At 35.9% G+C, this 14959-nt stretch carries 11 protein-coding genes; 6 read left to right on the top strand and 5 right to left on the bottom strand.

Annotated elements, in window-relative coordinates; all coding sequences use genetic code 11:
* Positions 1-246 precede the first annotated feature (246 nt).
* Positions 247-1086: a hypothetical protein gene (locus IC221_RS16985; protein ID WP_188170117.1), complete on the top strand. Its 840-nt coding sequence runs from the start codon at positions 247-249 to the stop codon at positions 1084-1086.
* 95 nt (positions 1087-1181) lie between these two features.
* Positions 1182-3368 carry an ATP-binding protein gene (locus IC221_RS16980; protein ID WP_188170116.1) on the top strand — a complete coding sequence of 729 codons (2187 nt, stop codon included), beginning with the start codon at positions 1182-1184 and terminating at the stop codon, positions 3366-3368.
* 17 nt (positions 3369-3385) lie between these two features.
* Here the strand turns inward: IC221_RS16980 and lpcA are convergent, their stop codons facing one another.
* The gene (gene lpcA / locus IC221_RS16975; RefSeq protein WP_188170115.1) at positions 3386-3970 is read right to left on the bottom strand and encodes a D-sedoheptulose 7-phosphate isomerase; all 585 of its coding nucleotides are present in this window, start codon (positions 3968-3970) and stop codon (positions 3386-3388) included.
* A gap of 270 nt (positions 3971-4240) precedes the next feature.
* Here lpcA and IC221_RS16970 point away from each other — a divergent pair, with 270 nt between their 5' ends.
* The 4 genes from IC221_RS16970 (at position 4241) to IC221_RS16955 (ending at position 9693) form a co-directional block, all read left to right on the top strand.
* Entirely contained in the window at positions 4241-5080 is an 840-nt protein-coding gene (locus IC221_RS16970; RefSeq protein WP_188170114.1) for a mechanosensitive ion channel family protein, read from the top strand.
* 232 nt (positions 5081-5312) lie between these two features.
* Positions 5313-6959: a glucose-6-phosphate isomerase gene (gene pgi / locus IC221_RS16965; protein ID WP_223241416.1), complete on the top strand. Its 1647-nt coding sequence runs from the start codon at positions 5313-5315 to the stop codon at positions 6957-6959.
* 331 nt (positions 6960-7290) lie between these two features.
* Positions 7291-7971 (top strand): head GIN domain-containing protein, encoded by a 681-nt coding sequence (locus IC221_RS16960; protein ID WP_188170113.1) that lies wholly within the window; start codon positions 7291-7293, stop codon positions 7969-7971.
* 177 nt (positions 7972-8148) lie between these two features.
* On the top strand, positions 8149-9693 hold the full coding sequence (locus IC221_RS16955) for an acyl-CoA carboxylase subunit beta (protein WP_188170112.1): 1545 nt from the start codon (positions 8149-8151) through the stop codon (positions 9691-9693).
* Positions 9694-10006: 313 nt separating this feature from the next.
* Here the strand turns inward: IC221_RS16955 and IC221_RS16950 are convergent, their stop codons facing one another.
* From IC221_RS16950 to IC221_RS16935, 4 genes are all read right to left on the bottom strand, one after another.
* Entirely contained in the window at positions 10007-11713 is a 1707-nt protein-coding gene (locus tag IC221_RS16950; RefSeq protein ID WP_188170111.1) for a polysaccharide lyase family 7 protein, read from the bottom strand.
* Between the two features lie 604 nt (positions 11714-12317).
* Entirely contained in the window at positions 12318-13220 is a 903-nt protein-coding gene (locus IC221_RS16945) for a polysaccharide lyase family 7 protein (protein WP_188170110.1), read from the bottom strand.
* Positions 13221-13233: 13 nt separating this feature from the next.
* A complete protein-coding gene (locus tag IC221_RS16940; RefSeq protein ID WP_188170109.1) occupies positions 13234-13923 on the bottom strand; it encodes a bifunctional 4-hydroxy-2-oxoglutarate aldolase/2-dehydro-3-deoxy-phosphogluconate aldolase in 690 nt (229 codons plus the stop codon).
* Position 13924: 1 nt separating this feature from the next.
* On the bottom strand, positions 13925-14959 hold the full coding sequence (locus IC221_RS16935) for a sugar kinase (RefSeq protein ID WP_188170108.1): 1035 nt from the start codon (positions 14957-14959) through the stop codon (positions 13925-13927).

The raw sequence follows: 14959 nt of genomic DNA, 5'->3' as shown, positions 1-14959 counted from the left end.
AATGATTCTTGTTTTTTCTCTCTTGATAAAAGAGAATTAAAAATCGGATGTATATTTGTTGCTTCGCTCATACGTTTTTTGAATAAGAGTAAAATTAATAATTCTATTACCCTATATATTTAATAGGCAAATATAGAGTATGTCCATTTTATAACAAACAAATCTGCAAAAATTTAACCTTTCCGCAATATTAATCTCAAAAAAAGCACCTTTACATTGCATAATTTTCATACGTTAACAGGAGAAATGAATAATCAAAATCAGAATACCGAAAATAATATTAGAACAATTTTACGACCTCTACTCCGCTATCTTGAAGATAAAAATATTCAATATAGCATTGTAAATCACATAGATACATCTCCTTATTCATTTATTTCCATTCCTAGTATCAGTACAAAAATCCACTTTATCAACCCTACAAAGTCTTTTAAAAAGTGGCATACAACTCATGCTATTACCTCTATTAATTCCTATTTTAAAGAGGAACGTATTATTCATTTATGGGCAGATACTTGGCACTTGAAACAAAGTGCTGTCTTGTCTCGCGTTGCAGGACTACTTGGTTATACAACACGAATCCACGCAAGAACATTGAAAGTAAAAAGAATCGACATTCATACTTTAAATGAGTTTATTGAAAGTAATCATATTAGCGGATCTCCTAGTTCAAAAATCAAATTGGGATTATTTCAAGGGGAAAAATTAGTTGCTGTTGCGTCTTTCAGCGGAAAAAGAAAAATAAATGACAGAGATGGACTATCTCATCGATCCTATGAATTAATTCGTTATTGTAATCTTAATGATCATACTGTTGTTGGAGGATTAAGTAAGCTATTGAAATACTTCATCAAAGAATATTCACCAGATGATATTATGACATACACTGACTCCGACTGGTCTGCTGGTGAGAGCTTTACAAAATTAGGTTTTGAAAAAATGGATCATTCAGTACCCATCGTATACAACTGGAATGATGCATTAAAAATTAGAGAAAAAAGTAATAATAACTTAGACGCTAAATTCCCTGTTTTTAATGCAGGAAGCAATAAATATATCCTGAACTTAAACAGGATTAACAATTAAAATTTAATGGATATGAAAATGTTTATTAACTTATCGTTTAATAACATCGTTTTAAGATAGAATTATTAAGCGTTTCTATCTATTTTACATGTCATATGAAGAACTTTTTAGGCATTATTTTTATTTTCTCTCTGTTGCAATCGCCAATTATAGAAGCTCAGAACACAAAAATTGAGCAATTGGAACAAGAGCTACCAAATCTCTCTAAAGATCAAAAATGGACAGCCATGATTGACCTTATGTGGGAGTACAGAGACATTGCACCGGAAAAAACTATTACAATTGGCAACAAATTACTTCATGAAACAAAATCTGATGTAAAATTTAAAAATACTGCGAAAGTGCTCAACCTTATGGGGGTGGCACATCGTAACTTAGGAAATTATACAGAAGCGTTAGATTTTTATAAACAAGCTTTACTCCAATCAGATATCTTAAACGATACTCCTCAAAAAGGATATGCTTACATCAATATTGGTAATCTATTTTATTTCCAAGGAAACCAATATGAGGCTTTGAAAAATATGAAAGAAGCTCTCATCATCAGTACCAAGGAAGAAAATGATCATATGATTGGCTACTGCTACATGAATCTTGGAGATATACAACTGTCTTCAGGAAAATATGATGTCGCTTTAGAAAATTACAAAAAAGCTAGAAAGGCAAGACTTGCAATCAGTGATACAAATGGTATTGCCGTAGCGGAGTTTAGTATAGGCAAAGCACTTTTAAGTGGAGGAAAACCACATTTAGCACGTACTAAATTCTTGGCTGCTTTAGAAGAAGCTAAAAAAACAGATTACAAATCATTGCAATACAAGTGCTATGAACAAATTGGGATTACTTACGCGTCAAGTTTAGATAGTTTATCATGGGCAGTTCAAAACTATGATAAAGCTTATGAAGGTTTCTTAACCCTGCAACAGCCTCTTGGACAGGCAAGGGTACTCATTAGAAAAGCGGAGGTAGAGTATCAGCTGGAAAATTATAATCAATGTATTGCTTATGCTGGTAATGGTTTAACTATAGCTGAAAAATTGCCTGCTATATTAGAGGCTTTGCAACTCTCTGAACTTTTGGTAAAAGCTTACCATAATAAGGGTGATTTGATTAAAGAGAATATTGCCCTGAAGGATAACATTAAGTACCTCCAACTTTTTAATGATACAGAAAAGCTCAGAAGAGCACAGATGCTTGATAACTCTATTCAACTTTCGAACAAGGAAAAAGAAATTGACAAACTTAATTTCGAGCGTCAAATCTCCAATGATCAAATCAAAAACCAACAATATTTTATCATTTTTCTCTTTGTTGTATTTGTTCTTTTTGCTGTCATTCTTTATCTACTCAACCTAAAATCTAAACGATTTAGACAGTTTAGTGTACAACTCACCGAAAAAGCGAAAGAGATACAAAAACAAAAAGTGATCATTGATCAGAAAGCTTTAGAAGAACATGAGCTTAATGAAAAGCTTCTAGAAAAAAATATTGAGTTGATGGAAGCACTTGAACAATCCAAAAGGATGTTCGAGCAGCTTGAAAAGAATGATAAACTCGCTTTATTGGGTCAAATGATGGCAGTTGTTGCCCATGAAATTAATAACCCTACCAATTTCATTTACAATAATGTTGTTCCAATTCAAGAAACCCTTGATGAGCTTCTTGTTTTCATCAAAGAAATCGAAAATGTAGATGAAGAAAAAATAGAGGATGTGGAAGAGTGTAAGCTCTTATTAGATGGCATTCAAGATGGGGTAAAAAGGATTATGGACATTTCTGCTGAATTGAAAAATGTAGTAAAAAGTAATCATGGATTCCCTAAACCTTATCTTATTCACGAGAATCTTGATACCACTTTAAACTTACTCCATAAAAAATATAAATACGATGAAATTGAGATCATCAAAGATTATGATCTAAAGGTGGGTGAAATCATCTGTTTAGGTGGTAAAGTTTCACAAGTGTTCATTAACCTCATCGACAACGCTTTCCAAGCTGTAAAAGAACATACTCCTGAAGGTGGCCAAATTACCATTAGAACCAATCTTCTAAAGGATAAAATTGGAGTAAGTATTATCGATAATGGTGGCGGAATCAAAGATTTAGACCATTTGTTCGAAACCTTCTTTACAACTAAGAAAGATGGTTTGGGCTTAGGTTTGATGATTTGTAAAGACATTATCAAACAACATAGAGGAGAAATCAATGCCTTTAACAACAAAGAAGGAGGTGCAACTTTTACGATACAACTCCCTCTTCAATTTGATAACCCGGAGGCTTAGTCCTCCTCGTTTTATTTTTAATATCCCAGCTTCTTTTCAATGAGCTGTATGATTATATGAATAACTTTAATGTGGATTTCTTGAATACGGTCAGCAAATCCAAAATGAGGAACTCTAATTTCGACATCTGCTAGATTCGCCATTTTCCCTCCATCTTTCCCTGTTAATGCAATTACCTTAATGCCTTTTTGTTGAGCTGTATTGATCGCATTGACAATATTTTGAGAGTTTCCGCTAGTACTTAGTGCAAAGAGCACATCTCCTTTCCTACCGACTCCTTCCAAATATCTTGAAAAAACATATTCATATCCATAATCATTACTTACACAAGATAAATGACTAGGGTCAGAAATCGCTATTGCACCAATAGAAGGCCTATCTTCTCTGTATCTCCCTGTTAACTCTTCCGCAAAATGCATCGCATCACAATGTGAGCCTCCATTTCCACATGAAATTACTTTCCCTTCATTTTGGAAAGAATTTACGAGAAGATCTGCTGCAGCTTCAATTGCATTTATATTATTTGTATCTGATAAAAAACGAGCTAAAACTTCTTGTGCTTCTTTTAACTCCTCAATTACCAAGTTTGTGTAATCTGACATGTAATCTTTGTTTTTAATTGAAAAAAGCAATGTTTTTTCTTTTTACAATTACAATATTCAGAAAAATAATTTTAATTTTATACAAAGTAAGTATCTAAGTATACAGGTTATATTAATTTATATTTCATTTAACTAAATAATCCTTTCTGAAAACTACACATCGGTTGTACTTTCCATCAATTTTTTAAAAGAACTATAAATTATTGATATCTCATGTAACAATTAGATACAATAGCATTTTTCAATCTATTCTTTAATAATACCTTACAAATGGAAGAAATTTCTCAATATCAGGACGTAATTGTCGTCTCTACAGTGAATTTCGTTAACCAATATGCTTTTAAACTTTTAGGAGCTTTAGCGATTTTAATTATTGGTTTTTACATCGCGAATAAAGCTGGTAATTTTGTTTCCACGCAAGTCAAAAAGAAATATTCTGACAACAAAGCATTAGTTGACTTTTTAGTAGCTATCACAAAAATTATCATTAAAGTCATTATTGTTGTTGCTGCCATAGGACAAGCAGGAGTCGAAACAACTTCATTCATTGCAATGTTGGGTTCTGCAGGTTTAGCAATTGGTTTAGCACTTCAGGGATCACTAGCCAACGTTGCAGGTGGTGCTTTAATTCTCACTCTAAGACCATTCAAAAAAGGAGAATTGATTGATGCTCAAGGACACTTAGGTGTCGTTCTCGACATTGGTTTATTTGCAACTACTGTTGTTACACCACACCGTAGACATGTATTTATTCCTAATGGAGCTTTAGCAGGTGGTGTTATTAAGAATTTCACTCGCGAAGGTTTTGCAAGATGTGATATTCCTATTGGTATCTCTTATGGTGCTAATATTCAAAAAGCAAGAGAGATTTTACTTGATCTTGCGAATAATGATAAAAGAGTTTTAGACAATCCTGAGAAACCAGTGGTTTGGGTTACAAATCTTGGTGACAGCTCAGTAGATTTACAATTAAGAGTTCACGTAAGTGTGGATGATTATTGGGGAGTTCTTTTTGAAACAACTGAAGCGGCTAAAATCGCCTTCGATAATGCTGATATCGAAATTCCATTCCCTCAAAGAGTGGTACATATGCAGAAATCGGAAGATTAATCAACATACATATTAAATCACAGGAAGAGCATACGAATAAAAAGTATGCTCTTTTTGTTTTCTCTTCCTTTTTATTTCCCCTATCAATCCGTTGAAATCAAAATAGTAAGTAAAATCACAAAAGTGTGAGTAAAATCAACTTGTGTCATTCCTATGAAATCGTAATTTTGTGACTTGAAGCGAAAAGCTTCTATTATTTTAGAAATTAATAATACACAAAAGCAGATATAACATGTTGAAAACAGTAAATCCGACTTCAACAGCAGCTTGGAAAGCACTTGAAGCTCATTATGCTGAAATGAAAGACGTACACATGAATGATTTATTCAGTGCGGATGCAGATAGAGCAGAAAAATTTTCATTGACGTTCGAAGATATTTTTGTTGATTTTTCAAAAAACATCATCGACGAGAAAACATTCAGCCTACTTCTTGACCTTGCAAAAGAAACAGGTGTAGCTGAAGGTATTCAATCAATGTTCGCTGGAGAGCATATCAACCAAACAGAAGATCGTGCTGTTTATCACGTAGCATTACGTAATCAGTCTAACGCTCCTATGTCAGTAGACGGTGAAGACGTAATGACTGAAGTAAACCATGTGAAACGCCAAATGAAAGAATTTACGGACAAAGTAGTTTCTGGAAACTGGAAAGGTTACACTGGTAAAGCTATTACTGACGTTGTAAATATTGGTATTGGTGGTTCTGACTTAGGTCCTTACATGGTGACTGAAGCTTTAAAGCCATACAAGACTAATATTGATATTCATTTTGTTTCTAATGTTGACGGAACTCATATCTCTGAAACATTAAAAGGTTTAAACCCTGAAACAACTTTATTTATCATTGCTTCTAAGACGTTTACTACGCAAGAAACAATGACAAACGCTAACTCAGCAAGAGACTGGTTCTTGGAAGCTGCGAAAAGCGAAAATCATATCATGATGCACTTTGTTGCTCTTTCTACAAATGAAGAAAAAGTAAGAGAGTTTGGTATCGCTCCTGAAAATATGTTCCGTTTCTGGGACTGGGTAGGTGGTCGTTACTCATTATGGTCGGCAATTGGTCTTTCTATCGCTTGTAGCATCGGTTATGATAACTTCGAGGAGTTATTAGAGGGTGCTCACGCAATGGACAACCACTTCAAATCAGCTGAATTCGGTGAAAACCTTCCTGTAATCTTAGCAGTATTAGGTATTTGGTACAACAACTTCTTCGGTGCTGAAAGCCACGCTTTACTACCTTACGATCAATATATGCACCGTTTTGCTGCGTATTTCCAACAAGGTGATATGGAGTCAAATGGTAAGTATGTAGACAGAGCGGGTAATCCTGTAGACTACCAAACTGGTCCAATCATTTGGGGTGAGCCTGGTACTAACGGTCAACACGCATTCTACCAATTGATCCACCAAGGTACTAAATTGATCCCTGCTGACTTTATTGCTCCTGCAGTTTCTCAAAATCCTATCGGTGATCACCATCCTAAGTTATTATCTAACTTCTTTGCTCAAACTGAAGCTTTGATGACAGGTAAGTCTGAGGAAACTGTAGTTGCAGAATTCAAAGCGGCTGGTAAATCTGATGAGGAGATTGATAAATTAAAGACGTTCAAAGTATTTGAAGGTAACCGCCCTACAAACTCAATCTTATTCAAGAAGTTAACTCCATTTACATTGGGTGCAATGATTGCAATGTACGAGCACAAAATCTTCGTACAAGGTGTAATGTGGAACATCTTCAGTTTTGACCAATGGGGTGTAGAATTAGGTAAGCAATTAGCGAACAAAATTCTTCCTGAATTACAAAACGATGATAAAGTTGCTTCTCACGATTCTTCAACGAATCAATTGATCAACAAATACAAGGAGATGAGATAATTCATCCTTAAGAAATACATCTTTAAGCACCACATTACGGCAATGTGGTGCTTTTTTTATGATTTTTTGAACACAATTTTTCAAGAAATGAAGAATCGTCAACGAAAATCAACTTTTTATGGTTGTGAAGGTAGCTAATAACTTAAATCAGAGATCTTAATAATAAAAACAGGTAAAAGTTTTTGATCTATTTTTCTTTACCCCATGTCTTACCCTTTAGAATTAGGGTAAGACATTTTTTGTTTCTATCATTCCTTATCTCGAAGAATAAATTCTTATATTGATGCAACTATTCAAATTAACTTTTGTCTTTAAAAGAAAAACTTTCATCATGATGAACAAATTACTATTATTTACAAGTGTCATTTTAATTTCTATTTCTTCAGTATTTGCTCAAAAAGAAGTAACCACCAAAAAGCTTGATGTCAAAGACTTTACTTCACTCAAAGTAAACGGTGAGTTTGACTTAGTCCTTAAACAAGGGGATGTTCCAAAAGCTTTTATTGAAGGTACCGAAAAACAACTCCAAGAAATTACTTTTAAACAAAAAGGTGATCAAATCGAATTTAGAAATCGAGAAGATGGAGAAGAAAAAAAATCTACAAAGTGGAAAAATAACAGACCGGTCATTTATGTTCAATTTGTCGATTTGACAAAAATTGAAACTGCAATGGTCGGAGAAATGACCAGTGAAGGAGATTTAAAGTTCAACACTCTTGACTTTGAATATTCTGGTGTAGGAGACAACGAATTAGTCTTATCTGCAAATGAGTTTAACCTTGAGTTTGACGGCGTAGGTCAGATTACTTTAAAAGGTAAAGCGAACAAGGCCACTATGGAATGTAATGGCATCGGTAAAGTAATGGCCAAAGATTTTATTGTTAGAGACCTTGAAGCAGAATGCAATGGTATTGGAAGCATGCATGTAAATGCAGAACAATACATTAAAATGGAAGCTTCGGGTATTGGTTCAGTAAAAAACCACGGAAACGCAAAAGAACCTGCTAATTAAAAATTAGTTGAACATTGACTTAGATGAAAGGGAGTGATAGAAAAATATCGCTCCCTTTTTTTTTGTCTTCTGTTTTTTTCTTAGCTTAAGATTAGTACTAATGAAAACATGAGCCTTTCATCTGCTCTATTGATCATAGTACACTACACAAACCAAAAAACACTAGAAATAAACAACATGAAGGATAAGCTTCAGCAATTAGAAGAAATGAACCGCTTAGCCGAACTTGGCGGCGGAGAAAGAAGAATAGAAGCTCAACACAAAAAGGGTAAACTAACCGCCCGAGAAAGAATAGAGTTACTCTTAGATGAAAATACTTTCCATGAAGTAGGCAAATTCGTCAGACACCGTGAGGTACAATTTGGACTGGATAAAGAGCATTATCTAGGTGATGGTGTAATTACCGGTTATGGTAAAATTTCAGGTCGATTAGTTTATGTCTACTCTCAAGATTTTACTGTATTTGGTGGTTCTCTCTCAGAGTCTCATGCTGAGAAAATTTGTAAGATTATGGACATGGCCATGAAAAATGGTGCTCCTATAATCGGATTGAATGACTCTGGTGGTGCTCGTATTCAAGAAGGTGTGAAATCCCTAGGCGGCTATGCAGACATTTTTTATAAAAATACCCGTGCATCAGGCGTTATTCCTCAGATTTCATGTATCATGGGACCTTGTGCCGGTGGTGCAGTCTACTCCCCTGCTATTACTGATTTTATTATGATGGTGGAGCAAACGTCCTATATGTTTGTAACAGGTCCTAATGTTGTAAAAACAGTGACGCATGAGGAAGTTACTTCCGAAGAACTAGGTGGAGCCTCAGCACATAGTACCAAAAGTGGTGTAACCCATTTTACGGCAGCCAATGAAGCTATTGCACTACAAAACATCCGAAAGCTCCTAAGTTATATTCCTCAAAATTGTGAGCAGGATTCTCCTCGCTATGAATATTCTAATATCAATTCTGAAGTCAGAACAGAATTGAAAGATATCATACCTGACAACCCGAATACTCCCTATGACATTCGCGATGTCATTCACGGTACTATTGATAAAGATACTTTCTTTGAAGTACATGAAGCTTATGCTGAAAATATTGTCGTAGGTTTTGCTCGTTTAGGAGGAAAAAGTATAGGTATTGTAGGTAACCAACCTGCGGTACTTGCAGGCGTTTTGGATAATGACGCTTCAAAGAAAGCTGCCCGATTTGTGCGCTTCTGCGATGCTTTTAATATCCCTTTATTAGTATTTGAAGATGTACCTGGCTTTCTTCCTGGTACAGATCAGGAGTGGAATGGAATCATCGCCAACGGTGCTAAATTGCTTTATGCTTTTTGTGAAGCAACAGTTCCTAGAGTGACAGTCATCACACGTAAAGCCTATGGTGGTGCTTATGATGTAATGAACTCTAAGCATATAGGTGCAGATTTGAATTACGCTTGGCCTACAGCCGAAATTGCAGTAATGGGTGCTCAAGGTGCAGCGGAAATCATATTCAGAAAAGAAATCCAAAGTGCTGTAGATCCTGAGGCAAAACTACAGGAAAAGATTGATGAATATACTGAAGAATTTGCTAACCCTTATAGGGCCGCTTATAGAGGTTACATTGATGAAGTCATCAAGCCTGAAAATACAAGGGAACGATTGATTGCGGCATTCAATATGCTTCGAAATAAAGTGGATCATAATCCTAGAAAAAGGCATGGAAATATTCCTTTGTAAGGAAAACATAAAGAGTAAAAAAGAAGAAAGTAGAGCATAGGAAAAACCTATCTCTACTTTTTTTTCTCATGAATAAATACGTGTGGTTTAAAGCATTTCCAAAAAATGGAGCCGCTTAGTTACCAATAAAAACATCGTAAAAACACTATTTTTTTACTTAATCTATCCACACGTCATTCAAATAAAGTGAAACTATAAGACTATTACTTATAAGGTAAAGAATACTGATAGTAGGTATATATTCGTCCGTTTTCAAAAAAATACAATTTAAAATATTTTGCATGGGCGTTTCATTGCAACGCCCATACTTTTCTTAGTGTGTGATTTTCAAATAGCTTATTGAAACTAAACCATAATCGCTCGTATCTAATGACTTCCCTTTCATGGATTGCATATAGTTACCCGCTTTAAAATAGTTTGAATCACTGTTACAGCCATTGAAACGGTAGATCTCTGTTCTTGAACCGTTATTGATAGAATACAACACTACATTGCTGTTTTCAAAAATCAGTTCAAGATGCATTTCTTGATCCAATGCCCAATTTCCATCAATAAAGTCTCCTGAACCATCATCATTTTCTTCTGTTACCCAACCCATAATTTTCAATCTTGCCGAACCTGAAGATTGGTTAGGGTCTCCTTCATATTGTACTCTGATCACATCGTCATAAGAATTAGAAGGACCGTGAATTTGACCAAAACATAGCTTACCTGAACTTGGTAATTGGTTAACTGTTACTTTCCATTCCATACGGTTAGTACCACTTCCTCCATCCCAATAGATATTATTAGATCCATTGGCTGTCAATTCTCTTAACTCTGTTCTTGGATTTCCAGAACCAGAAGAAGTAGGGTATCCTGCATAACATTTGAAGAACACTTTAGAACCATCAGTATAGAACCAATTATCGTTAGAATAAGTATCCAAATTAGGAATTTGATCTACGAAAGTAGGGTTATTTAATGTTCCTGAGAACGCATTTAACTTCCAATTTTGCAAACCTAATACATCATAAGGATAATCTCCACCAGGTGTTGGGTCGGTAGGATCTGTAGGGTCAGTTGGATCAGTACCATTTCCATCTCCATCTGTCCCAAAAGCCTCAAATTCTGTGATACTGTTCCATGTGTTAGATGTGTTTCCATACCCAATAATCTGGATATAACGCCCTGAAACGTTACTCAATGATACTGTTTCTAAATCTAAAGAAGTTCCACTTGAGACACCTGAGTGTACAACACTTAATGCATCTGTTGCATCTCCAGCTAGAATCTCAAAAGTACTTGCTCTTTGATCTCCTTTGAACCAAGCTATTGCTACTGATTCAATGTTTTTTACAGAACCGAAATCATAACGAATCCATTGACCACTACCATTAGCTGACCATCTTGTACCTAGATTTCCATCCGTGGTGTTTTGAGGAACATTTCCATCATTTGATGAAGCTGCTACTCCACTTACCGACAACTGTTCTGAGGAGGCCGGAGGATTTGTAGAAGATCCATCCAATGCGATCAATTCGAAATCATCATAGCGGCCTTCACCATTATAATACTCTCCTTTAATCGTTACTGTCGATGAGGATCCTGAACTAAAAGCGACAGTTTCTTTTGTCCAATCCGAAGCATTACCACTTCTTGAAGTTTTGTTTCCATTGACTGTTGCAGAGATTCTCCAACTGCCTTTCACATAAGCAGATACTTCAAAATCAGTATTGGAAGCAACATTGACATCTTGAGCAAATGATCCTCCACTTCCTGTGATTTTGGCAGCACTTGTTCCTGAGTTGGCATCGCCTGAAATAGCGGATGGATCTGTATCCGACCAACTGCTCCAACTGCTTTCAAAGCCACTGTTACTTATAGCGACTGCTGTTCTGGCATTACTGCTCTGAAGGCTGGCTTCTTCAGCAACTGTAATTTCCTGTTGGTTGTTTGTACAGCTCATTGCGCCTGCAATAAGCATTGTTCCTAAAATAGATTTAGAGAATAGTTTCTCAATTAAAAACTGGTTGTTCATAATTCATTTAATTTGTGTGCATTTTTGCATTTCATTTCGAAGTATTGCTGCTGTTTATTTAGTTTATCTGGTATGCATTTGAAACCAAATACGTACCGCACACTGATGAGTACTTGGGATAAAGTAAAATTGACAAAATATCGTGCACCATGACTGAAGTCATGGGCTAGTGATATTGACTCCGACAACACTAAAGTGTTGCCTCTGTTATCAACCTTCAAGACTTTAGTCTTGGATAGGTTGCTATACCACCTGCCCATAGTTTTAACTATGGTGCAAGAGACACCCGATTACTTTTTCTTTGTACTTAGTAATGTTAGTTAGGATCCTTAATTATAGTTGATGAAAAAGTGTTTCACTATATCAAAAGTGTGATAATTGTTGGTGTTTTTTTAAATGGTGGTCCGTTGGACGTTGCAATGCAACACCCCTACATATTTTTTCCTATCGCAAGTGTTAAGCCGTAGGTGTCACTTGTGATTAAATTTTGGCGAAGTCTCCCGACTTCGAAAAATATCTGTTATCAATATTCGAAGTCAGGAGACTTCGCCAATGTTCAGTTCCAAGTGACGCTATCGCTTAACACTTGAAACAGTATAATAAATTACTGATGAGTAACCGACAAGTATGACATTGATACTTGTCCGTAATCCTCCAAATTATAAGGTTTGTTTTGCATGGATTGCATATAAAGTCCTGCTTTGAAGTAGTTTTCAGTACTTCCACATCCTTCAAAACGGTAAATTTCTATAGGTTCTTCTTTCACAATTGAATACAAAATCAAGTTTTCATTTTCGAAAATTAATCGGAATCGATAAATGGTATCCAAAGACCAATCTCCATCAATAAAATCACCTTCATTATCATCATTTTCTTCCGTTACCCATCCCATTATCTTTAAGCGTACATCTCCTTCACTTTGGTTTTTATCCCCTTGAAATTGTACTCTAATAACGTCATCATAAGAATCTGAAGGTCCATGAATTTGCCCAAAACATAATTTCCCTGAGCTTGGTAAGTTTTCTACGTTAAACTCCCACTCCATTTCATGAGTACCCTTTGTTCCATCCCAATAACTATTGGTTTTTCCATCATCTTCTAACTCCCTCAATTCTGTACGCGGATTCCCAGAACCTGAAGAAGTAGGAAAACCTGCATAACATTTAAAAGTTACCCAATTTTCAGCTGAAGAATAGAACCAATATTCATTAGAATAATTGGCTAAATCAGATATCCTATCAACGTACTCCAAATTATCTAATTCCCCCTCAAACGCATTCAGTTTCCAATTATTTAAATTGAGTATAACGTAAGGAAGATCATAGTCTGGAGTGACTATAACTGTGTCTTCGTTTGTTGTATCAGTTGTATCTTTCTCAGTGAGATCATTATCTATTTCTTCGTCAATGATTTCCTCATTTTCTTGGGAAGGTTCAACAGCATCCGACTTGCATTGAGCATTAATAAAAAAGAAAGAAAGTAGTGTTAAAGTAAAAAGTCTGTTCATCGCTTTATCAAAATTATACAAGTACAGTTTCTCTGCCCATCGCTTCTTGAGCTATTTGATAGACATTTTTAATATGTTCTTCCAATGCAGTGAAGTTACCTGAGGAAATCATTTTAGAATCCATCAACTGTGAGCCTAATCCCACACAATGCACTCCTGCATCAAACCATTTTTTTAATTCATCGAATTGAGGTTGTACTCCACCTGTTGGCATAATGCTCGACCAAGGCATTGGTGCTTTGACACCTTTTACAAACTCAGGTCCTCCCACTTGTAGTCCTGGGAAAATCTTTACGACTTCAGCACCTAATTCTTCTGCATAAGAAATCTCAGTGACAGAACCACAACCTGGCATCCAAGCTACTTTTCTTCGGTTACAAACCTTTCCAATACTTGGGTTCAACAGTGGTGAAACGATAAAATCAGCTCCATTTTGAATATATAATCCGGCTGTAACGTCATCGACAATTGAACCCACACCCATTTTCATTTCAGGTGCTTCTTTGATCACTTTCTTCAATACCTCATCAAAAACTTTGTGGGCATTATCTCCTCGGTTTGTAAATTCGAAAACTCGGATTCCTGCATTATAACATGCTTTTACCACTTCCCAACACACTGTGGCATCGGCATGATAAAAGACGGGAACAATCCCACCTTCTTTCATGCTCAAGGCTACATCAATTCTACTGAATCTTGCCATTTTATCGATTGATTTTTTTGATACTGTTTTTGTCCATGATCTGGAATACTTCTTCCTCTGTGGCAATGTTATAATCACCTGGAATAGATAGCTTGTAAGCGGAAGCGGCTAATGCAAAATCCAATGCTTCTTTGTCTACCACAAATTTTCTTTTTCCATGGATATAAGCCGCCATAAACGAATCTCCTCCTCCTACTCTATCAATGATAGATGGAATTTCATGTACTTCGCCTTTTACAAAGTTTTCTCCATCATAACTTACACCCGACCATCTGTTGTGAGAAGCGTTGATGGTTTGTCTTAAAGTAGTGATCACATAATCCAAATTTGGAAAGGCTTTCATCACTTCTCGACTGATAAACTTATAACATCGCTTATCAAATCCTTCTACTTCTTCGTAATCAGACTCCTGAGGAACAATGCCTAAGTATTTAGAAACATCTTCTTCATTGGCTAAACAGATTGTTGTGTTTTCCAATAGTTTAGGCATGATGTGTTTTGGATCTACACCATACTTCCAAAGCTTGCTTCTATAATTTAAATCACATGAAACTGGAATTCCTTTTTTAAAGGCAGTTTCTACGGCTGCAAGGTTAGCAGCAGCGGCACCTTTTGATAAGGCTGGCGTGATACCAGACCAGTGAAACCAATCGGCGTCTTCAAGGATCTTATCCCAATCAAACGTATCTGCATCTACATGAGTGATACTTGCTCCCGCACGATCATAGATTACATTTCCACCTCTTAGAGAACCTCCTTTTTCAAGGAAGTACATTCCCATTTTATCTCCTCCAAATTGGACTCCTTCTACTCCTGCACCCCATTTTTTTACTTCGCGTACTGCAAATTGTCCCAATGCATTATCAGGAACAATACTCACGTACTCCACTTCACTTCCGTACTGTGCCAGAGAAATAGCGATGTTGGCTTCAGCACCTCCTACAGTTGCTTCGTATTGGTTGGCTTGAGAGAATCGAAGGTTGCCCATTGGCGAAAAACGGTAAAGTAATTCGCCAAATGTTACGACCTTCTTCAT

The sequence above is a fragment of the Flammeovirga sp. EKP202 genome (assembly GCF_014534745.1).
GTDB lineage: Bacteria > Bacteroidota > Bacteroidia > Cytophagales > Flammeovirgaceae > Flammeovirga.
This window is presented reverse-complemented; position numbering and strand designations above follow the sequence as displayed.